The sequence below is a fragment of the Salegentibacter sp. Hel_I_6 genome, assembly GCF_000745315.1.
Classification (GTDB): Bacteria; Bacteroidota; Bacteroidia; order Flavobacteriales; family Flavobacteriaceae; genus Salegentibacter.
Genome location: NZ_JQNQ01000001.1, coordinates 1,865,250 through 1,885,847 on the forward strand (window position 1 = coordinate 1,865,250; position 20,598 = coordinate 1,885,847).

Annotated in this window: 18 protein-coding genes and 1 pseudogene; 2 read left to right on the top strand and 17 right to left on the bottom strand. The window is 36.1% G+C overall.

Features of this window, described 5'->3' with window-relative positions; translation table 11 throughout:
• Positions 1-19: 19 nt before the first annotated feature.
• The 11 genes from FG27_RS08195 to FG27_RS08240 all read right to left on the bottom strand — a co-directional run bounded on the left by FG27_RS08195 (position 20) and on the right by FG27_RS08240 (position 13,152).
• Positions 20-1,135 carry a putative glycoside hydrolase gene (locus FG27_RS08195; RefSeq protein WP_037317894.1) on the bottom strand — a complete coding sequence of 372 codons (1,116 nt, stop codon included), beginning with the start codon at positions 1,133-1,135 and terminating at the stop codon, positions 20-22.
• A 19-nt stretch (positions 1,136-1,154) separates the two neighbouring features.
• On the bottom strand, positions 1,155-2,228 hold the full coding sequence (locus FG27_RS08200; RefSeq protein ID WP_037317896.1) for a carbohydrate-binding family 9-like protein: 1,074 nt from the start codon (positions 2,226-2,228) through the stop codon (positions 1,155-1,157).
• A gap of 434 nt (positions 2,229-2,662) precedes the next feature.
• On the bottom strand, positions 2,663-2,833 hold the full coding sequence (locus FG27_RS19255; protein ID WP_197051720.1) for a hypothetical protein: 171 nt from the start codon (positions 2,831-2,833) through the stop codon (positions 2,663-2,665).
• A complete protein-coding gene (locus FG27_RS19600; RefSeq protein WP_197051678.1) occupies positions 2,751-2,942 on the bottom strand; it encodes a nucleotidyl transferase AbiEii/AbiGii toxin family protein in 192 nt (63 codons plus the stop codon). The genes FG27_RS19255 and FG27_RS19600 overlap by 83 nt, the downstream gene beginning before the upstream one ends.
• Positions 2,943-3,063: 121 nt before the next feature.
• On the bottom strand, positions 3,064-3,522 hold the full coding sequence (locus FG27_RS08210) for a helix-turn-helix domain-containing protein (protein WP_037317897.1): 459 nt from the start codon (positions 3,520-3,522) through the stop codon (positions 3,064-3,066).
• A 426-nt stretch (positions 3,523-3,948) separates the two neighbouring features.
• Positions 3,949-4,875 carry a glycerophosphodiester phosphodiesterase family protein gene (locus FG27_RS08215; RefSeq protein WP_037317900.1) on the bottom strand — a complete coding sequence of 309 codons (927 nt, stop codon included), beginning with the start codon at positions 4,873-4,875 and terminating at the stop codon, positions 3,949-3,951.
• Between the two features lie 87 nt (positions 4,876-4,962).
• A complete protein-coding gene (locus FG27_RS08220) occupies positions 4,963-6,540 on the bottom strand; it encodes a calcineurin-like phosphoesterase C-terminal domain-containing protein (RefSeq protein WP_037322055.1) in 1,578 nt (525 codons plus the stop codon).
• Between the two features lie 20 nt (positions 6,541-6,560).
• Entirely contained in the window at positions 6,561-7,994 is a 1,434-nt protein-coding gene (locus tag FG27_RS08225) for a SusD/RagB family nutrient-binding outer membrane lipoprotein (protein WP_051935792.1), read from the bottom strand.
• A gap of 10 nt (positions 7,995-8,004) precedes the next feature.
• A complete protein-coding gene (locus FG27_RS08230; protein WP_369794105.1) occupies positions 8,005-11,544 on the bottom strand; it encodes a SusC/RagA family TonB-linked outer membrane protein in 3,540 nt (1,179 codons plus the stop codon).
• Entirely contained in the window at positions 11,541-12,476 is a 936-nt protein-coding gene (locus tag FG27_RS08235; RefSeq protein ID WP_037317903.1) for a FecR family protein, read from the bottom strand. Before FG27_RS08235 ends, FG27_RS08230 begins: the two co-directional genes overlap by 4 nt.
• A gap of 91 nt (positions 12,477-12,567) precedes the next feature.
• The gene (locus FG27_RS08240) at positions 12,568-13,152 is read right to left on the bottom strand and encodes an RNA polymerase sigma factor (protein WP_037317905.1); all 585 of its coding nucleotides are present in this window, start codon (positions 13,150-13,152) and stop codon (positions 12,568-12,570) included.
• Between the two features lie 782 nt (positions 13,153-13,934).
• Between FG27_RS08240 and FG27_RS08245 the strand changes: the two genes are divergently transcribed.
• A complete protein-coding gene (locus FG27_RS08245) occupies positions 13,935-14,300 on the top strand; it encodes a DoxX family membrane protein (RefSeq protein ID WP_051935793.1) in 366 nt (121 codons plus the stop codon).
• Between the two features lie 22 nt (positions 14,301-14,322).
• Here FG27_RS08245 and FG27_RS08250 read toward each other — a convergent pair whose 3' ends face one another.
• From FG27_RS08250 to FG27_RS08275, 6 genes and pseudogenes are all read right to left on the bottom strand, one after another.
• Entirely contained in the window at positions 14,323-14,892 is a 570-nt protein-coding gene (locus FG27_RS08250) for a TMEM175 family protein (RefSeq protein ID WP_037317908.1), read from the bottom strand.
• Positions 14,889-15,767 carry a pirin family protein gene (locus tag FG27_RS08255; protein ID WP_037317911.1) on the bottom strand — a complete coding sequence of 293 codons (879 nt, stop codon included), beginning with the start codon at positions 15,765-15,767 and terminating at the stop codon, positions 14,889-14,891. The genes FG27_RS08250 and FG27_RS08255 overlap by 4 nt, the downstream gene beginning before the upstream one ends.
• A 94-nt stretch (positions 15,768-15,861) precedes the next feature.
• Positions 15,862-16,740, bottom strand: coding sequence for a pirin family protein (locus tag FG27_RS08260; protein ID WP_037317914.1), 879 nt, complete (start codon positions 16,738-16,740; stop codon positions 15,862-15,864).
• A 42-nt stretch (positions 16,741-16,782) separates the two neighbouring features.
• Positions 16,783-17,022: pseudogene (locus tag FG27_RS18970) on the bottom strand (GNAT family N-acetyltransferase); the annotation flags it as partial.
• 119 nt (positions 17,023-17,141) lie between these two features.
• Positions 17,142-17,717 carry a Crp/Fnr family transcriptional regulator gene (locus FG27_RS08270; protein ID WP_037317917.1) on the bottom strand — a complete coding sequence of 192 codons (576 nt, stop codon included), beginning with the start codon at positions 17,715-17,717 and terminating at the stop codon, positions 17,142-17,144.
• Between the two features lie 405 nt (positions 17,718-18,122).
• On the bottom strand, positions 18,123-18,821 hold the full coding sequence (locus tag FG27_RS08275; RefSeq protein WP_037317920.1) for a hypothetical protein: 699 nt from the start codon (positions 18,819-18,821) through the stop codon (positions 18,123-18,125).
• A 387-nt stretch (positions 18,822-19,208) separates the two neighbouring features.
• On the opposite strand from FG27_RS08275, the gene FG27_RS08280 reads away from it, so the two are divergent.
• Positions 19,209-19,841, top strand: coding sequence for a hypothetical protein (locus FG27_RS08280; RefSeq protein ID WP_037317922.1), 633 nt, complete (start codon positions 19,209-19,211; stop codon positions 19,839-19,841).
• The last annotated feature ends 757 nt before the right edge of the window (positions 19,842-20,598 follow it).

The following is a 20,598-nucleotide window of genomic DNA, read 5'->3' on the forward strand; positions in this document are numbered from 1 at the left end:
TTTCAAATCGACAAATAGGCTAATCTTCTTTAGATGCCTTTATAGCTTCAAGTTTCTCTGGAGTAAATGCACCACCATCAAAAAATGCTACTCCTTTTGCGCCGTTTTCCCGGGCATAATTAATTGCTTCTTTTAATTCCTCTACATTCAATTCGGGAAGGTAAATACCTGTATGTAATTCGGTATCCGTGCCTTTTAAATCTACAACACCCTGCCCTGTTGCAAAGCCAATCCAATCGATTTCTTCGTTATAAAAATTTTGATAAATCATTGGTAAAACCATATCCACATTCCATTTATCCCAACGCTGGCGAACCATATGGTCGGCCATTTCTGGATAAGGGAAAACAGCAGCCGTTAAATACTTTCCATTATTATGGGCTATTTCATACGCTTCATCAACAATTGCCTTTACTTTATTCAGGCGGAATTGCTTCCATTCCATATCGATAGCCGGGTTATTAAAATCATTCGGATTTTTATGATGTTCTTTTTCAAATTCAGCTGTACAAACCTCGCAATAGCAAAAGTCGAATTCGGGAAGTTCTTCGTTTTGTTCTAAACCATATTTTGGCAGTAAACCGATAGGAAGAAAAATATCGGAATACCTAATGTAATCCAGGTGCACACTTTCTACTCCTTTTACTTTAGCTAAACCTTCTACCAGACTTAAAATATGTTGTTTGGATTCTTCACGAGTTGGGCAAAGCCATTTGTAGTAATCTACATATGGTGGCTCGTTATAGGTTGATCTACCATCCCTACTCACTGCATACCATTCCGGGTATTTTTCAGCTTCCTTATCACCTGGGCGGTTTACGGTAAATATCCATGCGTGCACTTCTAAACCTTCCTCTGCAGCTAGAAGGGCTAACTCTGAAAGCAATTGAACGTCGGCTTCAGTATTGATCAAAACCGCATCTATCCCGTGTTCTTTATATTTCTTAAATTCTGCTGAATATTCTTTATCCAATTTTTCGGGGCTGGCTGTTATCCAGGTCCAATACTTAAAGTCTTTATTTGAATGGTTGGGTGTTTCTTCAGATTTTTCTGTTGTAGCTAAATCGTTTTCAGCAGAAGAATTTCCACAAGATGTAACTACACACGCCAATAATAAATAATAGATATACTTCATTTTTTTAAATTTATATCGGTTAGTTTTTTTGTTTTAAAAAATCACCATCATCTTTAATCAAAAGTCTATCTCCTGTAAAAGGGCTTTTCACCCAAATATTCCAGCCTGTTTTGTGAACTTCTAATTTAGGCTGAAGCTTATTTCCTTCAACATTAATAGTTTCCCCATTAATAGCTGATAGTTTCTTCGCCCAATTTCCATTTTTCTCTTTATAAGCTTTTTGAGCACGATAAAGCCTGTATAATTCCCATTTTATATTCTCATCCATAGGAATATTGAATTCCTCTTCTTCCCCAGGAGCTTTCTCTGAAAAATAAACATAACCCCAGTGTTCGGGCTCATGCATATTAATAACACCTTGTGGTGACCACACCCAGTTATATTCGTGCTTAAATTCGCCATTTTCATCTTTTGCCCGGGAGTAAGAACTATTATTCAGATCAAAATCCCAGTTTACCCGTGAAAAATTGATTCGCCAGAATTCCCCCTTTGGAATCTCATTATGAGTATTGGCTTCCTTTAAAACCTCCCAGGGAATCGCCACCTCCACACTCCAGAATTCATCTTCATCAGAAGCATCATTTAATGTTCCTTCAATAAAAACTTCAGATTTTAAGCCTTGAATATCCCAACTATCAACAATTGGCGCAGGCTCCCGGTAAGGCTTTACGATAAATAAATCCCAAACGGTATTTAGGGCATTCATCTCAAACTCATAATAATTATGGGTATCGCCATCAGGGTCAATAAAGATTTCAATATCATTATTATAATATATTACGGTGTCACGCTGTTTCAAACTTGCCCAAATATGCGGTTCTTCCATTTTGGCATAAAAGTAAAGATAGTCCTCATCCCACAGCATTTTCATATTGGTTTGATAGGTAGGAGTTTTTTCTCCTGCAATATCTATGAAATCCTGACTTTTAGGTGCGCTTTTCCAGGTTGCCTCTTCAGCTTTACCATCAATAATTATTTTCTCTGAAGTTTTATGGGCTACATAATAACGCGGAGCCTTTTCACTTTGAGCATATATTTGAAGCTGAAGAAAGAAGCTAATTATTACAATAAAGAATAGATATCGTCTCATCATAAGCTGTTGTTTTTCGCAAAATCAATAATCTCGGCTAACCTCTCCAAAAGCCATTGCGGTTACCGTATTTGCGGCGCCATAATAAAGGCTAATTTATCTTCTTTTTTATAAATGTACCGCCGCACAAGGAAAAAATCACATTAGGTACATCTCCCATGAGTCATATAATTTGCAGGAGACATTAATTAAGTTAGTTAGTAACTTATATTTATAACCGTTACAACTCAAAAACAACTATGCCTTTCCAAGAAAGAAAGGGCACACGCTATTAATCAAAAAAAATCTAAAATTGAAATTCGTACTGAATTTTGAGACCAAAGGCCAGAGTTCGGACTTCATCTATATATGGTTTTGAATCCATATCTGACCTCCTCCCAAAAATCTTTCTTACCACCGCCACGTAGTACCACATCTACCTTCATAGCTATAATCACTTAAAGGCTAGCCATACGTATCGAATGCACAACAATTGGTGGTTCAATAAAGCTATCGGTATAGAAAACATCCATTTTAATAGCATTTTCAGGATTTTCTCCGATAAAATATGACTTTCCAATTGCTGGTTCCATTTTCAAATAATCTACATAGGAAAAAGTCTTTTCCAATTAGACAGTTAGCCCTAAAATCAATAGCACCATACTCCGCATCACTAAAAAGATCAATATCAATAGATTCACGATGTCCTATCTGCAAGCTAAGAGCAGTACCCCCCAACTAATCGGAACTCTTCAAATTCCTTTGCAGTCATTAGTTGATTCAAACACTCTCGGAGTAATAGATTTACAGTGTTATAATGAAGCATACTCATTTATTATTTTGAGGAAATTTTATAAGGCTATATGGTTTTAGTTCGAAGTACCTCATCCACTTTTTGCCTGCCATAAAACCGAATAATTTCCTTCTTCTCTGTATCATTACCACGTTCAAATACTCTTTGTATAACAGCCTTGCTTTGTTTTTGCCAATCGATCTGATCCATATTGGTATCCCAAAACAATGATTTTCTAAGTAGAGAAATATTGGGAGATCGTAAATGCATTTTACTTTTTTCCCTATTTATTTCATAATAGGTTTGCAAAAGTGCCAATGTACCTTCTTCCAAATCTAGTTTTTTTTCAATCTTAAGAGCTAGAGGTATATTTAAATTTCTTTTTCCATTAGAAATAGCATTCAAAGTTTGCGGATGTTCCTGTATGGACATAGCAAATGGACGTTGCTTTATGGAACGTTTTTTTAGTTCCCGTTTTAAAACAATCCCCGGGTGTATTCCTTTATATTTTAATAAATCCTCCATTTATCAAATATAAACAAAATTGTTTATATTAAGATGTTATTTATAAGATTCTGAACAGCTGCAAAATAGGGTTGTATTTAAAATAATTTACTTTCTTCATCTTAAGTATTTTCCTTTTACAGTCGTATCTAACAATATTAATAAATCATAATGAATGAAATTTGATGTAATTTTCATTTACTTCTTTCAGCTCCATCGCATTACCTTTTGACGTCCCTTATCTTCAAGCTTTAAAATCATTGAGGAGTTATAAATAGCAGCGCGGTTTATGCACTGCGATTAATTTCAAAGCTTGTTCTTTTAACAGCAGAAGGTAGATGATGGAAGATATACTTAGTAAAAGGGAATCTGAAATCCTGATAGGCGAATTTTAGTTACTACCGAGCGAACTTGAACTTTTAAAACTTTAATTAAATGCTATTTTCTTTATATCATTTTTTTTATCACCCGTTCCGGATAATCGGTAATAATTCCATCAACATCTAATTCAATCATTTTCTCAATAACTTCCTCTTCATTTACCGTCCACGGAATTAATTTCATTTCCATACTTTTAATAGAATCAACAAAAGCAGTATCCTTTACCAATCCATAGTGTGGGCTATAGATTTCAGGTTGAAAATCGAGTAAATCGAGATTCTTTTGAATACCCTCCTTATAAACCAAATAGGCAGTTTCCACTCCTGGATAACTTTGATGAATTTCATTTAAAATGTTAACATCAAAAGATTGTAAATTCATCTTCTGCTCAATATTCTTATTTTGGATTACCTCCATCACAAGATTCACGAATTCTTCCGGGGCTGGTTGATAATTTCCATATCTATCTTCTGAACTTTTTAATTCAATATTATAGCTCACAGGTTCCAAATTATTTTTCGATATATAATGCTCTACCGAGTCTATAGCTTCCGATAATAAAGGCTTATAAGCTTTTTGTTTCTGCTGGTTTGGAAATAATCGATTTCCCTTCGATCCAGAATCAAACTTTTTAATGCTATCGTAAGACATCTCGTAAAGATTAAAGCTTTCTTGTTCATCTTCTGAAATACTATCTCCTGAAGGGGTAAGAACATATAGCGAATGCATAAAGGGCTCGTGAGAAACAACTACTTTTTTATCCCTGGAAATCACCACATCCAATTCTATAACCTCAACGCCCTTTTTTACTGCGCTTATAAAAGCTGGAATAGTGTTTTCCGGGAAGTTCCCTCTATCCCCCCGGTGTCCCTGGACTTGCACCAGAGATCTTTCTACAATGACTTCTTCAACCTCTTGTTTTTGTTCCTGATTATTCTTACAGCCAATAGCAGCAACTAAAAAAGAAAACAATACTGTTTTAATAACTCTCATCTTGATAAATTTTTAAAATAAAGGCCCACCCGAAAAATAGAGAACTGTGGGCAGGCCTTGCAAACTAACACAAAAATTAAACTCAACTTATTTAATCGGTTCTGCAATGCGATAACTGTCGCTTGCTGTATGAACTTTTCCAAACATATCGGTAGCTTTTATTTCTATAGTATGTTTCCCGGTCTCAAGATCCGTCGGAATATTTCCACGCCACAAATGTTCACTTTTGATAGGGTTTGAAGATCTTCTTCCCGGCATTAATTCCTCGGTCAAATCCCATTCATAGACCATTTCCACGTAAGAAGGATCATATTCTTCAAGATACTGCATCTCATTCCATTCGCCCTCATCAATTCTGTATGATACCTTATCTTCTTTGGTACCCATAAAGAAATTCACAAAAATTCCTGCCTTTGTCCTTCTGCCTTTAGCAACAACTCTGGGTGAAAAAACTTCCATTTGGTATTCTGCAGGTTTCCCAGCCACTTTATAATCTATATTATACTCATTACCATTAAAATTAATAAAGGCATAGCCCTTCGGTGTACCGTCCCTCATTGTTGAAATCGGGATATTATTTTCATCTAATTTTCCTGAATACCAGTCTCCGGAAGTTGTCCCTACATTATAGTGATGATGGCGTTTTTCTTGTAGCCAACCTTCGTCTTTTCCAAAAAAATCCTGGCGTTGTATATGTGTATGTGCTGAAAGGGAAAGGGTGTGAGGAAAATCTTTTAAAAGATCAAAAAGCCTTTCCCTGTCCTTATCTCTGAAAGTATCTACACCATCGGGTTCACTTAAAGGAATATGCATCGCAAGAACTACTAAATGATCTTTAGGCACAAGCTTTAAATCATTTTCTATAAACTGAAACTGATCTTCTCTAAAACCTCCCCAATAACCTTTCCCATCTCGAGGATCTGGATACAGCACATCATCTAAAACAAGAAAATGCACCTTTCCGAAATTAAAAGCATAATTCGCCGGGCCAAAATGTGCTTCATAAGTTTCATCGGAAAGCGTATCGTTTTCCACATCGAAATTGATATCGTGGTTTCCCAGTAAGTTATACCAAGGGATCCCAACCCGTTTTACCGCTTTTATGTAGGGGTTAAAAAGGTCAAGATCATTACCAACCAGATCACCAAGACTTAATCCAAAAGGAACATTTTCAATACCTTCTACTTCGGCTACAATACCTTCTGCAAAATAATCTACTTCCTGTTGCGAGTATGGTTGCGGATCTCCAAAAATAAGCGCGGTAAAGTTCTCCTTCACTTCGGCCGGAATTAAAGCAAAATCGACTGAACTGGGCAATTTCCCTGTTGACTCAACCCCCTTAAACTTTAATTCAGGTGAACCTTTGGGTTTATGGATATAGAAAAACTGAGGAAGGTTATCTTCATTTCTTCCAACTTTATAACCTGCAGGTTTGATGACTGAAATGATATCATCCTGCCCTACCATCAATTCAAATTTTCCTTTGGCATTGGTAAGCACCACGTCTCGTCCATTAGTAACGGCAACCTCAGCTATTCCTATTTCCCGTCTATCTTTTTTACCATTTTGGTTACTATCTTCAAAAACATAGCCTGTGGCTTTTTCTTGGGCGACCAGGTTTAAACCTAGTAAACAGCTAACTGTTAGTGCAACTATTATTTTCATATTTATAAGTTCTTTCATTTCTAATTATCCCACCAAACTTTAGTATTGATATTATCGCTTCCTCCAAGCATTTCTACAGCCTCCAGGTAATTTTCCCGGTTATTTACCTGAATGTCTTGTGGATAAGTAAACCTAACGGGCATCATCCCATCATTTTCCATAGCTTCGGTTTTAGGAAGTTCAGGAAATCCGGTTCTTCTATATTCAAACCACTGTTGATAATCCGTGAAATAAAGGGCATAATACTTTTGAAGCATAATTCTTTCTAAACTCCCATCGTATTGCGCCAGTTCATTTTCAAAATAGGCCTCAGGTATTTCAGCCTCCATTTGTTCTATCGCGGCATTCACCCCATTTAAATAATGGGCTTCGGCATCCCCGGTATATCCTCTTTGAGCTATCTCGGCCTTTATGAATTCTACCTCAGCATAAGTAAGCAAGAATATTTGCATAGGATTTTCTACCTGTTCAATATTAAAAGTCGAGGCATTAAATTCAAATTGTGACTCTGGGCCTGCATAGGCGCTAGGAATTCCCCGGTAACCAATTGGATTATTATCCAGATCACTAGCCATGGTTCCTATGATTGGTCGCCTGGGATCTTCGAGTTCGTTTAAATTATCAACAAAGAATTCTGTTAGGTTCACATTCAATCGAAAATCCTGAGGTCTACCCCAAGGAGAAACGTTTGGAGTCACACCAGTAACCTGTAAAATTGCCGACTCCTCTGTGTTTTCAAAAACAGGATATTCCACAGGATCATTAATCATAGTAGTGAGTTCCTGAAAAGCATTCATCTCCTCAACATTTGAAACCCTAAGTAGTAATCGCATTCTTAAGGAGTTTGTGAATTTTTTCCATTTATTCACATCATTTTGAAATAAGATATCTTCAGCATACACCATGGTAGCATCTGGATTATAAAGTTCATTGGCACGATCTAAATCGCCCAATATAGTCTCATAAATAAAAGGCTGAGTATCAAAAACCGGATAGAGATTTCCTTCTTCTCCCTTTACTGCATCGGTCATTGGGACAGGCCCAAAAATATCGGTAAGATTAGCGTAAACCCAGGCATTTAAAGTAAGCGCTATGGCCTCGTAATTTACATCGCCGGCCTCTTCTGCTGCGGTTCGCATTTCATTAATATTATTCAACCAGCGGTAATAATTTGACCACGAAGAATTACCGATATTAGGACTTACGTCATAACGGTGCAAACCACCAGACACACTAGGGAAGGGTAAAGAAACCTGCATAAGATCAAACGTTATACTGGCACTACGGTTGGCATTGTGCGTAGCCAACCCATAAATAATCGGATTGATCAAAGTTCCCGGGCTTATTTCTGCTATGCGGTTTGGATCTTCGTTTATTTCCTCAAAATCTTTCGTACAGGCAAGCATTAGGAATATTACTAAAAATGTTGCGCTAATCTTTTTTATATTATTCATCATTAATCTGTTATAAATTAACTTGTAAATTAAATCCGTAGGTTGCCGGCGAAGGCATTTGTCCCATTTCTACTCCAGGTAAAATAGTATCACCGTTTAGGGCGGCAGTTTCAGGGTCATAGATTGGGAAATCTGAGATCACGGCAAGGTTTCTCCCAAAGAGAGAAAGGCTTATATTCTGGATGGTATTATTAACAAACCAACTCTTGGGAAAATTATATTGTAAACTAACCTCCCTAAGTTTCAGGTATGAAGCATCAAAAGAATTGGATTCTACATTAGCCCTTCTATAGTATCGGTTATACCAATCCGGCGTAATCGCTTCCGTAGTATTTGGAGAATAAGAGCCGTCTTCGTTTAATACTACACCTTCACCGACAATTACACCTTCTTCCCTTCCTCTAAAGGTAGATCTAAGTTTCCCCATTTGAGTCATCTTGTGATGAGATTGCGAATAGATAATACCTCCGTATTGTCCATCTAACAATACGCTCAAACCGAAATTCCCGAATTTGAAATTGTTTTGTAATCCTCCTCTCCAATCCGGACTGGCATCGCCTATATACATGATATCATCTGGGTAAGCTGGTAAGCCTCCGTTGTCATAGACTATTTCACCTTCCGGTGAACGAACAAAACCAGCTCCATAGATAGAAGTAGCCGTACCACCAACTTTAGCTATAATCCTAGCCTGGCCACCGCTTCCAATTTCTTGTTGCCCGTCTATCCCATCGGCCAGTTCCAGCACTTTATTCCAATTCCTGGCCCAGGTAAGATTAGTGCTCCATTTAAATTTATCATTATTGATAATTTTAGCATTTAGCGCCAGTTCCACACCCCGGTTTCTAACCTCTCCTGAGTTTAATACCCCGGAACTATAACCCGTAGTAATATCTAAAGGAACCGAAATGATTTGATTTTTAGTAGAGGTTTGATACACTGTAGCATCCAGATTAATCCTATTATCAAAAAGCCTGGCTTCAATCCCTGTTTCATAACTGGTAGTTATTTCAGGTTTGAAATTCGCATTATACAGGTTCGTTGGTGCCACTGCCGAACTTGGAAAAGCATTCTGGCTGTAATATTTACTTGTTTTATAAGGATCTGTATCATTACCCACTTCGGCAAAGGAGAAACGGTATTTTAAATAGTCTACCGGTCCTGAAAAATTGAAGATTTCCGAAAGAATTATACTGGTATTTGCAGAAGGATAAAAGAACGAATTATTCTGGGTAGGGAGCGTACTGGACCAATCGTTACGACCGGTCACATCCAGAAATACCATATCCCTGAATGAAAATGAAGCCAGGCCATACAAACTGTTTATTTTCTTATTTCGGTCGTATGTATTTACAATTGGATTATTAATTCCGTTTGCTAGCTTATATACATTTGGCACTACCAAACCATCAACAGCCGCATCGGTACGGCGATATTTATAATCCATCGCGTTTCCACCACCTGAAACCGAGAATGACAGGTCCTTGCTAATTTCATCTTCGTAGGTCAACAAGAAATCAGAATTCACTTCTTGTTTCCAAACATCCTGGGTTTTGAAATATCCCCGGGCATACCTGTTAATACTGTACGGTCTTTTCTGCTCCCTATCTTGGTGATAAGTATTCAAAGAAGTTCGCAACATTAAATTTAGCTTGGGCGTTAATTGGATATTAGAAAAGATATTACCCACCAGTTGGTTACTTGCTAACGAATTTGTTGCCTCATAAGCTATTAAATAAGGATTATCTATATAAGAGCTAAAGGGTTGAATTTGCTGAAGATTCTCCTGCCCTTCCTGCCAAATAGGCTTAAGCCAATCCAGATCCACGTTTGGGTTCTGAAAAATCATAAAGTATGCTATAGAACCATTGTTATAACCAGTTCCAGGAAGGTTATCGCTGCTCCTGTTATTATAATTTAAGGTGGAACCAACTTCAATGTTCTTGGAAACCCGGTACCTGGCATTTACTGAAGCGGTAATTCGCTCAAAACCGGTATTGGGCATAATCCATTCGTTATACTGATGTCCTACCGATGCCCGCATAGAACCATTTTTATCACCACCTTGTAGGGTTACGTTATTGTTGGTTGTGATCCCGGTACGCCAGTAATCTTTTCGATTATCCCTGTAGGGGCGCCATAGTTGACGTTCCTCCGATTGCCCACCAACTTCAGGATCATATTGATAATAATACTGCCCATCAAAACGTGGCCCCCAGGCACTACTGGTACCTCCGGTGCTATTGCCATCATCAGAACCTCCATAAGAATAATAAGGCTCCCCGGCATCATTAAAAGATTTGCCCGTACCCTGCCCGTATTCATATTGAAAATCTGGCCATCGCTGAATTACATCAAAAGTAGTGCTCGTATTATATGAAATCCCCAAACCTTTTTGATTTGCACCAGATTTAGTAGTTATGATCAGGGCTCCGTTTGCAGCGCGACTCCCGTAGAGAGCGGTAGCACCAGCTCCTTTTAAAACCGAAACACTCTCTATATCTTCAAGGTTAAGGTCAGAGATCCCGTTGCCAAAATCTACCGGTGAGTCACCACCCATATAGGCATTTGAGGATCCTGAAGTAGTCATTTCTGTATTTATTGGAACCCCATCTACCACAATTAGCGCGTAATTTCCATTAGGATTAAGCGAGTTATTCCCGCGCAGGGTTATCTGCTGCGAGTTAATAGGTCCAGATCCAGTAGAAACAATGTTCAAACCGGAAACCTTGCCTTTTAATCCAGCAGACCAGTTATTGGGTACCGTTTGGGAGAGGTTTTCAGATTCCACGGTTTGTTGAGAAAACCCTAATCTTTTTTCTTCTCTTTTTATCCCTAATGCAGTTACCACTACTTCATTAAGTGCATTCGCATTTTCTGAAAGGCTTACCTCGATTGGCTCTGAATTTTCAACAGTAATTTCCTCGTCATTAAAACCCATAAAGGAAATCTCCAGATTGACCGGGAATTGAGAAACGTTCAAGTTGAAGTTCCCATCGAAATCGGTTGTGGTGCCATTAGAAGTTCCCACCTCTACTACAGTTGCTCCTGGAAGAGGTAATCCATCATGGTCAAGGACTTTCCCATTCGCACTAAGTTGGAATCTATCCGGACTTACCACGCTAATGGTATGATTTATTTTTTTGAATTGAAACCCAGTTTCAACCGATATCTTTTCAAATATTCTTTCTAATTTTTCATTAGTAAACTGAAATGTGAAATTATGTTTTACCTGGCTAATGCTTTCATCAAAAACAAAGGTGAAACCTGTTTTAGCTTCGATCGTCGAAAAAACTTCGGTAATAGAGGCATTTTGGACTTTAATGCTTATAGAAGTCTCATCATTGGCAGCTGCTCGAGCTATTGTACCACTTGGGATTAGCAATAAACCTACAATAGAAAACAGCAGGGTTTTGGATAAATAATTTAGAAAAAATTGTAGTTTAGTATTCATTACAATTTGGCTATAGATTAATATTTGTAGTCTAATTTTTAAATAGCCCATTGCTGTTGCAGCAGCAACGGGCTTGTTTTTGGCTAATTCAATCAAATTCTTTTTTGTTTTCTTATAATTATGCTTTTAGGGTTGTTATAATTAATTTCTAAGTCTTTAATAAGCGCAATGCTTTGCAAGACGGTTTCCAGTTTTTCATCTTTAAACTTTCCAGAAATGGTGAGCTTTTGCAGGGTGGGATCAGCAAAGTCAATATTTACATCATACCAGTTTTCAAGGATTTTTGCAGTTTCTCCAAGACTCGTCTTGTTTAAAACAATAATATTTTTGGTCCAGGCATTATAGTTTTCACTATTCCATTCTGTAATATTTGGTTTTTCTTTTCCATGGAAAGCGAGCTGCATATTTTTAGTGAGTCTTACCTTTTGTAATGGATCATTACCATAAGTTACTTCTACAACCCCAGAGTTCACGCTGATCTTTTCCCTCCCAGGTGAATATGCATTTATATTAAATGAAGTGCCTAGAACTTTCGTTTCTATAGCACCTGATTTAATTCGAAAAGGTTTTTCAGGATTTGGCGCCACTTGAAAATATGCTTCGCCTTCCAGGGTTATTTTTCGATCTTCCTTAAAATTTTCGGGATAATTTATTTTAGAGCTGGCATTTAGAAAAACCTTGCTCCCATCATTCAGTTCGATTTCCTTTTTCTCACCTTTTACCGCCACCTGGGTAAGATCGTTTTCCAGTAACATACTAAGAAGTACTGAACCAATTAGCAGGAGTAGGACTGCCGCCGATGCTATTATTCTCTGATAATGTTTCTTTCTGAGGATTTTCTCTAATTGTAGTTTATCTTCTATCCTCTTTAAGAGTTTATTCCGCTTTTCCTGATCTAGGTTCATAAAAGGAATTGCATCCTGCTCCTGCACTTTTCTTAAAAAAATATCTACTGCCAGCTTCTCCTGTGCGTTCACTTTCTTAGCTGCGTATTTCTCTGCTAAATAAATAAGTTCGTGTTTCTTCAAAACCTGCTTTTAACTACAAGTCACAATTTTGGAGCTAAACACGTACTCTAGATTTGCTTCTTAAAGAACTCTTAATATTAAGGTTCATTGATTAACCTTGAAGCAACATTGTGGTGATAAGTAATGGGAAATAAGTGTCTTCTATATTAGTTTTGAGATAGGAAAGAGCATTGCTTATTTGCTTTTCTACTGTGCGAATAGAAATATTAAGTTTCTGAGCAATTTCAGAATTACTGTAATTATCGAAGCGACTAAGTATAAAAATTTCCTGGCATCTGGGAGGTAATTTTTTAACCTTGGAAAGAATCTCATTCTCAAACTCTTGATATTCCATATTCAGTACTGAATTTGACGGATAAGGGATACTTTCCAGGATCTCTTCCTGGCTACTGGAAAACTTTAAACTTCTAATATGGTTAGCCACCCGGTATTTTACCGACCTTAATAAATAGGCCTCCAGGTTTAGAATTTGAGATTCTGAAGCTTTCTCCCAAAGACTAATAAAAATTTCCTGTACAATATCTTCACAAACCTTATCATTTCGATATATTTTGAAGGCATAAGAATAGAGTCTTTTCCAATACCTATCAAATATTAAAGGAAAAACGGTTTCATCACCATTTCTCAACTTTGCTAATAATTGCTGGTCTGATAAAAGAATCTCTTTGGTTTGCATTAAAATTTAGGCTTTCCCAAAAGAAAGCCTTTCATTTAATTTTATCGTTTTGTATGTTTTAAGCTAAGGTTAATAAACAGAATGGGATTAGGTGGTAAAATAAAATCCTCTATAACTCTAAAAAATTATTGATATAGCTTCATAATGAAAAGCCAAGCTAAAACCATTTACTTTTTCCATCTTAAGCATTTTCCTTTTGCCGTCGAACAGAAAAACTAATGTAGATCATGATGAGTTGGTAATTTCGTTATTTCAATTTACTTCTTCCAGCGCCATCGCATTACCTTTTGATGCCATTCAATTTCAAGTTTTGAAATTATAGAGGAGTTATAAATAGCACAGCGTTTTATGCACTCCGTTTAATTTCAAAGCTTGTTTTTTAGCAGCAAAAAGTAATGCGGTGTAAGAAAGACTATAAAAAAACACTGAAATCCTGATCGGTGAATTTTAGTTACTATCAAGCGGACTTGAGTTAAAAAGCTTAAACTAGTGAATCAAATTCATCAATTCTCTTCAAGGCTTTTTGGCTCGTGTCCAAGACCATTTGTAATGAACCTCTTTTGCTGCAATGGAGTATTTATGAAATGGAAGTGAAAGTGGTGAGTGCCTGAGGTAATATTATATATACTATAAATATCCTGTGTTATATAGGAATTCGCATATTATTTTAAGATTGCTCCTCCACAGCTTAAAGCGAAAGTGAAAGAATTTGCTATTAAGCTAAAATGGAAATGTAAGAGGATAATTTTTAATTTTACCTCTAATTCAAATCTGAATCATAGATGATAAAGCAAGTATTACTGATTTTACTAGGTATTTTCTTCCTGCTAAACGGATTAAATCACTTTTTTAACTCTAAAATTTTAGAGGAGTATGCGGAGAAAAGAAGCCTGTTGGCATCTAAATTAATGATCAAATTAAGTGGCGTGCTATTATGTTTTGGTGGGATAACTTTAATCTCAGGTTTTTATCTTCTATATGGTATTATTGGGTTATGTATATTTTTACTTATTGCCTCTGTAACTATACATAAATTCTGGGGATTAGAGAATAGGGAGATTATGATGTTAGAATCCATGCATTTTGCAAAAAATTGGGCTATAATTTTTGAGCTCCTCTATATAGGTGATTCACTATTGGAGGTATAGAAAATCCTCTAAGAAAAATTAATTATGCTACACTCTCCAATCTTCGGTCTGGAACAATCCACATAACAGCCACGACTACAAAACAGGCTATTGAAATCGAGTAATTTAGAAACGCTGTGGGAATTGCAATTAAATAAATGATAATTGATAGATGTTCTTTAGCTCCTCGCTGTGTTAGCTTCCTTAAGGGAAAGTTTTCGTCGTGAAATTTAATTAACTGTATTTCCAATATCCAGTAAGCTATTGCTGCCATAAGTAATATAAATCCATATAAAGCAATAGGTAAAGCTGCGGTATAATTCTCCCCTATCCAGCTGGTAGCAAAAGGAATTAATGATAACCAAAACAATAAATGTAAATTACCCCATAAAATCCTTCCGTTAACTTTTTGAGTAACCTGTAACAAATGATGGTGATTATTCCAGTAGATTCCCAGGTAAATAAAGCTTAACAAATAACTTAGAAATATGGGAAATGTTTCTAACAAGCTCTTTAAATCAGTTTCCTCAGGAGCTTTCATCTCCAAAACCATAATGGTGATCACAATAGCCAATACTCCATCACTAAAAGCTTCCAGTCTTCCTGTTTTCATGAGTAATAATTTGGTAGTGGAACAAATTCAGTTTCTCCAGGCACTTTAGGAAAGTTTTGATTTTTCCAGTCTTCCCTGGCTTTAGCAATGATATTTTTATCAGAAGCTACAAAATTCCAATGGATGTGCCTTTCCTCTTTAAAAGGTTCTCCTCCCAGAATATAAATAGTTGTATCCTTATCCATTTCAAATTCACATAGTTTATGATCTTTGGCAACCAAAATTTGTTTTGGTTCATAAGTATTCCCATCACTCTTAATTTTGCCTTCCAGAATATAGATACCTGATTCTCCGAAAAGATAATTACTTAGATTCAGTTTTCTTTTTTCACTACTTTTCAATTCCAGAAGAAATAATTTACTATATACGGGAACAGGAGATTTTCTGCCAAAACATTCCCCGGCAATTAATTTATAGGAAATTTCGTTTTCAGACCACTGTGGAATTTCCTGTTTTTCGATATGACTAAAAGAAGGTTCTATATTTTCCAATTCTTTAGGAAGACCAACCCATATCTGTAGGCCATGTAAAGACTTTTCTTTGTCTCGTAATGAACCTGGGGTTCGTTCTGAATGCACGACTCCTTTACCTGCTGTCATCCAATTAACAGCACCAGGTTTTATTTCTATCTCATTTCCTAAGCTATCACGATGCATGATACTGCCTTCAAAAAGATAAGTGAGGGTAGATAGTCCAACATGCGGATGCGGGGGCACATCAAAGTTTTGATCTTTTGTCATGCTAACCGGCCCCATATGATCTATGAATACAAAAGGGCCTATCATTCTTTTTTCGCGGAAAGGTAAAAGTCTACCCACAAGAAAATTTCCTATTTCGGCAGCTCTTTCAGGAACTATCATTTTTATATTAGACATTGAATATAAACCATGTAATTAATATTAATTTTTAAAATAAAATTAGCCAGAACCATACATTCTGGCTAATTGAAAAATACATCTTTTAGAAATATTAATCTTCAAGATAACCGAATTTTCCCATATTAAAATCATCGATAGCATCCTTGATTTCTTGTTTGGTATTCATCACAAATGGACCTTGAGCTGCGATAGGTTCGTTAATTGGCTCTCCACTTAAAATTAGAACAACAGATTTTTCCAGGGCTTCAACAGTAAAAGATTCACCTTCATTTTCAAAAAGTACAAAATGATCTGTTGGAGCAATTTCTGAATCATTCACTTTTATACTTCCTTCAATAACCAATGCCCCGGTATTATAATGAGAAGGAAACGAGAAGCTTGCCTTAGCTTTTTCATTTAACCTGGCATTAAACATATGCAAGGGGGTAAATGTACTTGCCGGTCCTTTAGAGTCATTGTAGTTTCCAGCAATAACCTCAACAAGCCCGGCATCACTAGGTAATGAATGGATCGTCATTTCAGCTTGCGAAATTGCCTGGTATTTAGGCTTTGACATTTTATCCTTTGCCGGCAGGTTGACCCATAATTGAACCATTTGGAAGTCGCCACCTCTCTTACTAAATTCTGCCTCATGATATTCTTTATGAAGAACTCCCGAAGCGGCTGTCATCCATTGAACATCTCCTTCACCTATAATTCCACCGCCACCACTACTATCATGATGTGCAACTTTGCCTTTGTAGGCAATAGTTACGGTTTCAAAACCTCGATGTGGATGTACGCCAACTCCCTTTGGTTTATCTGAGGGAGGAAAAGTAAATTTTGAATTGTAGTCCAACAATATAAAAGGACTCATTCGCTCCATATCCATTCTAAAACCACTAGGGATAAAGTTATGAACCCTAAAGCCATCTCCTACAAAATGCGGATTGGGTGGGCTTGCAACTAATTCTATATTTTTAGTTTTCATATCATGAAATTTTCATTTGAAATAAAATTCTTTTAATGCCTATTAATTTTGATGAAACCTGGAAATAGACTGATATTCCGGATGCTTATCTATATACGCTTTGATAAAAGGGCAATATGGTTTTACTTCTAGTTGCTGTTTTTTAGCAAATTCTAAAACATTCCTGGCTAAAAAAGATCCTACTCCCTTCCCGCTTAATTCCTTTGGAACTTCAGTATGTATCAAACTAATCACATCTTTGTGTAGTTTGTAATCTACAAAGGCAATTTGGTCATTCAGCTTTACTTCGAATCTATGATCTTCAACATTTTAGTATAAAGTATATGCCATTATTTCTAATATTTACTACAAAGTTAGAAGCTAAGGTCCAAATAGCTCTTGATCTATGGTAAGAAGTAAAATTAGGGTCTATCGTCCAGATCCCTGCGCACCCTGCTTAAACTTTCAGGGGTTATGCCAAGGTAAGAAGCCACCATCCACTGGGGTATCCTAAGTTGCAAGTCCGGATACAACTTAACGAATTCCAAATATCTGGTTTTTGCGGAAGCACTGAGGAGCAGATTAATTCGTTGATTTAAATGGCGGATATGGTTATGTAGTAAAATTTCATTTTTCTCTCTGAAGCTAGGTGTTAGCTCTGCAATTATATTTATGATCTTGTCATTAATAGGAATTAAATGAGAATCCTCAATAGCTTCAATATAAAATTTAGAGGGTTCCTTAAAGAATACACTATCCCTATCACTGACCAGCCAGTTCTCAGATGCGAATTGTAGGATATGCTCCTTTCCATTTTCAGAAAGGGAATATAAACGCAATAAGCCCTTTTCAACAAAGAAAGTATGATTGCATATTTCCCCCGGTTTTAGGAGAAAGGATCCTGCTGAAATTTTCTTGATATCGGCTAATTCTTTGATATAGGCAAGGTCTGACTCTTGGACACCAAACTTTTCTATTAAGTACTGAGAAAAATTCATAGCATACCGTGTTGAAAGAGTTTATTCAAATTTATTAAGAAAATCAGATCAAAAAGGAAAAAGTGGGGCATTCTTTCATATTTTCTATGGAATTTCTCCCGAAAAAATGTAGGCCAGTGAAAATAGAACAAACTCAATGTTCATTAACTTCTTCCCGTCCTTTCTAAACCAACTTTTGATACCTCTTATCTTCAAGCTTTGAAATCCTGATCGTTGAATTCAAGTTCCACCAAGCGGACTTGAGTTGAAAAGCTTAAATTAGTGAATCATATTTACCTATTCATTTTCAAAGCTTTTTGGCTCGTGTCCAAGACCATTTGGAATGAACCTCTTTTATTGAAGCAAAGCTTTTGCGCCGTGAAGATAAAAGTGGTGAATGGCTAGTAAGAGAATTTCTCCCTGACGTTAATTAATAATTATAGTTCCATTTACAGTATTCAAATGCATAGAATTTTTAGAGTTGTCATTTTTCAACGATATTTCCTGGCCTATAAATTTCTCTTTACGAATAACTGCTAATTCTCCTGTAGTTTGAATTTGTCCAATTACGGTTTTAGCAACCAGAGAAGAATCATTTCCAGGTAATTCAATCCTGCCGTTTACAGTATCTAAATTTAAATTACCATCAAACTCTTGAATTTGGATATTTCCGCTTACTAAATCCACTTTAATTTCCCCGCTCAAATAATCAGAACTAATATCACCGGTAATACTGGACAAATTAAGTTTTACACCCTTTGGAATCATTAATTGGTAATTGAATTCGTGATCTAAACCCTGGGAGTAGATTATCCCTACATCCGGTAATTCGCGATCCTCCTGGTAGGCTTTAAAAACATCTTTAGAATTAGAAGTTATAAATAAGGTATGATTGGCGTCTCTAAATTCAATTTCAAATAACTCGGTGTATTTTGGGTCCTGAGTTTTAATTGCTGCCTTAACCTGGATTTTTGGTTCATCCCAGGTTATTATTTCAATAGAAGATGCGAAATCTAAATCAACATCTATCACCTGATTATTAAACGGTGCTTCTTTTTCAATATTTTTCTGGGCTTGGATATTAAAAGAAGCAAAAGCGATGAGGATAAGTAATAAATTTTTCATTGTTTTAAATTTTGATTGACTCTATAACAGATACTTTACCTGTTTACTTTAAAGACGACAATGAAATTTTAAAGTTGCAAACAACATATTCCGAATACATTATATTAATGTTCTACAATAGAGGGGAAAAGAAATTTCCGTGAAAAAATAACCGGTATTACTGGGCTCAAGAAATTTTTCCGTGAAAAAAAATTTAGAACCCTCAAAAGGTTATATTATTCTTACTCATTTAAACGCAAATAGCTTTAAAGTTTAGGAGAATGACTACCCAACACGGCGAAGCGTGTTATCCTCTTGCTGTCATTCTCATTATTTTCAGTTAGGTCGATAAAACATCCATTTTTATCTACTGAATACTTATATTCATATCACAATAAATTCAGCCCCTTGAGAATAAGTATAATTATTGGAATCATTTTTTGTTCAATCATCAATGCCAGGGGACAGCAAGATCATCGGCATCTTTTTTTCCTTCATAATCGCTTTCTGGAAACACACGATTTAAACGAATTACATCCTGAATACGGGCGTACGGAATATGCAGAAATAATTGAAAAATTTAAGAAAAACGGATTTACAGTAATAAGCGAAAAAAGAAATGAAAATGTAAATGCAAGAGAGTATGCCCTTGAAATTGTACAACAAATAGACAGCTTGATCAAAAAAGGAATTAATTCTAATAGAATAACTATCGTAGGCACTTCAAAAGGCGGATATATCGCTCAATATGTTTCAACTATTGCTAATAATCCTAATTTAAATTTTGTATTTATCGCAAGTTTTAGAGATAGGGATATTGAAGCCATTCCAGAAATTAACTATTGCGGGAATATTTTAAACATTTATGAGAAAACAGATCCGTTTGGAGTTTCAGCAAAGGCAAGAAAAACCTCATCGACTTGTGAACTTAGTCATTTTAAAGAAATTGAATTAAATACAGGAATAGGTCATGGTTTTATTTTCAAGCCTATGGAAGAGTGGATCAAGCCAACTATAGAATGGGCAAATGGAAATTATTAAATAGGTTTTAAAAAAGCCATTAATTTTTCTTCACTCCTATTCCGCTCGCAAATTATCTTTTGCCATCTCATACTTTTCCAGGCAGGAATCTAATGGATTTCCTGCAACGTGAACACAATCACAAAAATCGGCTCCAGCTTTAGTTCATTCAGTGCCTTCAAACTGTTCATTACAATAGGATATTGTATTCCTGGGCATAATAAGATAACTATTCATCGAAAAAACACCTACTATAACTACCAAGAAAGCAGCCGTACTAATAAAAAAGAATTTTATGGGAAAAATATTGCTGTATTTAATAGGTTTTGGCAGATGTATGGGGTGAGGATTCTTAAGGGGTAAAATAGATTTTAAACGGTCATAATTCCAACACAGTATGAAAAAACAAGACAATGTCATTAATGGAGAAGTAAGAAGCGAACCATCAAAACGTACCGCATAGGAAAGAATAAAAATATTAAGAATTATAGGAAAATAGATAAGAGCTCCCACAGTAACAGTTCGGGGTATTAGTATAAGAATCGCGGCCAGAAGCTGAGCTAACCCTACAAATGTATAGTAATAACCAGTATACCAAAAAGCGTTCAGATAAGTTCCCATTGGATGAATAATTGATAATCCACTGGCAAATCGTTCATCAAAGATTTTAACTAAACCAGCGGGAATAAACCCGGCAGCAAGAGCAATTCTATTAAAATAGGAAAACCATAAGACCCACCTGTTCTGTTTTATGTCTATAAAAAACCTTTCAAATTTG

Bases quoted from the DNA above. Each gene is read 5' to 3' on its own strand.
- FG27_RS08225 (WP_051935792.1), bottom strand. From the start codon at position 7,994: ATGAATAATATAAAAAAGATTAGCGCAACATTTTTAGTAATATTCCTA.
- FG27_RS08255 (WP_037317911.1), bottom strand. From the start codon at position 15,767: ATGTCTAATATAAAAATGATAGTTCCTGAAAGAGCTGCCGAAATAGGA.
- FG27_RS08270 (WP_037317917.1), bottom strand. From the start codon at position 17,717: ATGAATTTTTCTCAGTACTTAATAGAAAAGTTTGGTGTCCAAGAGTCA.
- FG27_RS08195 (WP_037317894.1), bottom strand. From the start codon at position 1,135: ATGAAGTATATCTATTATTTATTATTGGCGTGTGTAGTTACATCTTGT.
- FG27_RS08260 (WP_037317914.1), bottom strand. From the start codon at position 16,740: ATGAAAACTAAAAATATAGAATTAGTTGCAAGCCCACCCAATCCGCAT.
- FG27_RS08200 (WP_037317896.1), bottom strand. From the start codon at position 2,228: ATGATGAGACGATATCTATTCTTTATTGTAATAATTAGCTTCTTTCTT.
- FG27_RS08215 (WP_037317900.1), bottom strand. From the start codon at position 4,875: ATGAGAGTTATTAAAACAGTATTGTTTTCTTTTTTAGTTGCTGCTATT.
- FG27_RS08240 (WP_037317905.1), bottom strand. From the start codon at position 13,152: ATGCAAACCAAAGAGATTCTTTTATCAGACCAGCAATTATTAGCAAAG.
- FG27_RS08245 (WP_051935793.1), top strand. From the start codon at position 13,935: ATGATAAAGCAAGTATTACTGATTTTACTAGGTATTTTCTTCCTGCTA.
- FG27_RS08275 (WP_037317920.1), bottom strand. From the start codon at position 18,821: ATGAAAAATTTATTACTTATCCTCATCGCTTTTGCTTCTTTTAATATC.
- FG27_RS08250 (WP_037317908.1), bottom strand. From the start codon at position 14,892: ATGAAAACAGGAAGACTGGAAGCTTTTAGTGATGGAGTATTGGCTATT.
- FG27_RS08210 (WP_037317897.1), bottom strand. From the start codon at position 3,522: ATGGAGGATTTATTAAAATATAAAGGAATACACCCGGGGATTGTTTTA.
- FG27_RS08220 (WP_037322055.1), bottom strand. From the start codon at position 6,540: ATGAAAATAATAGTTGCACTAACAGTTAGCTGTTTACTAGGTTTAAAC.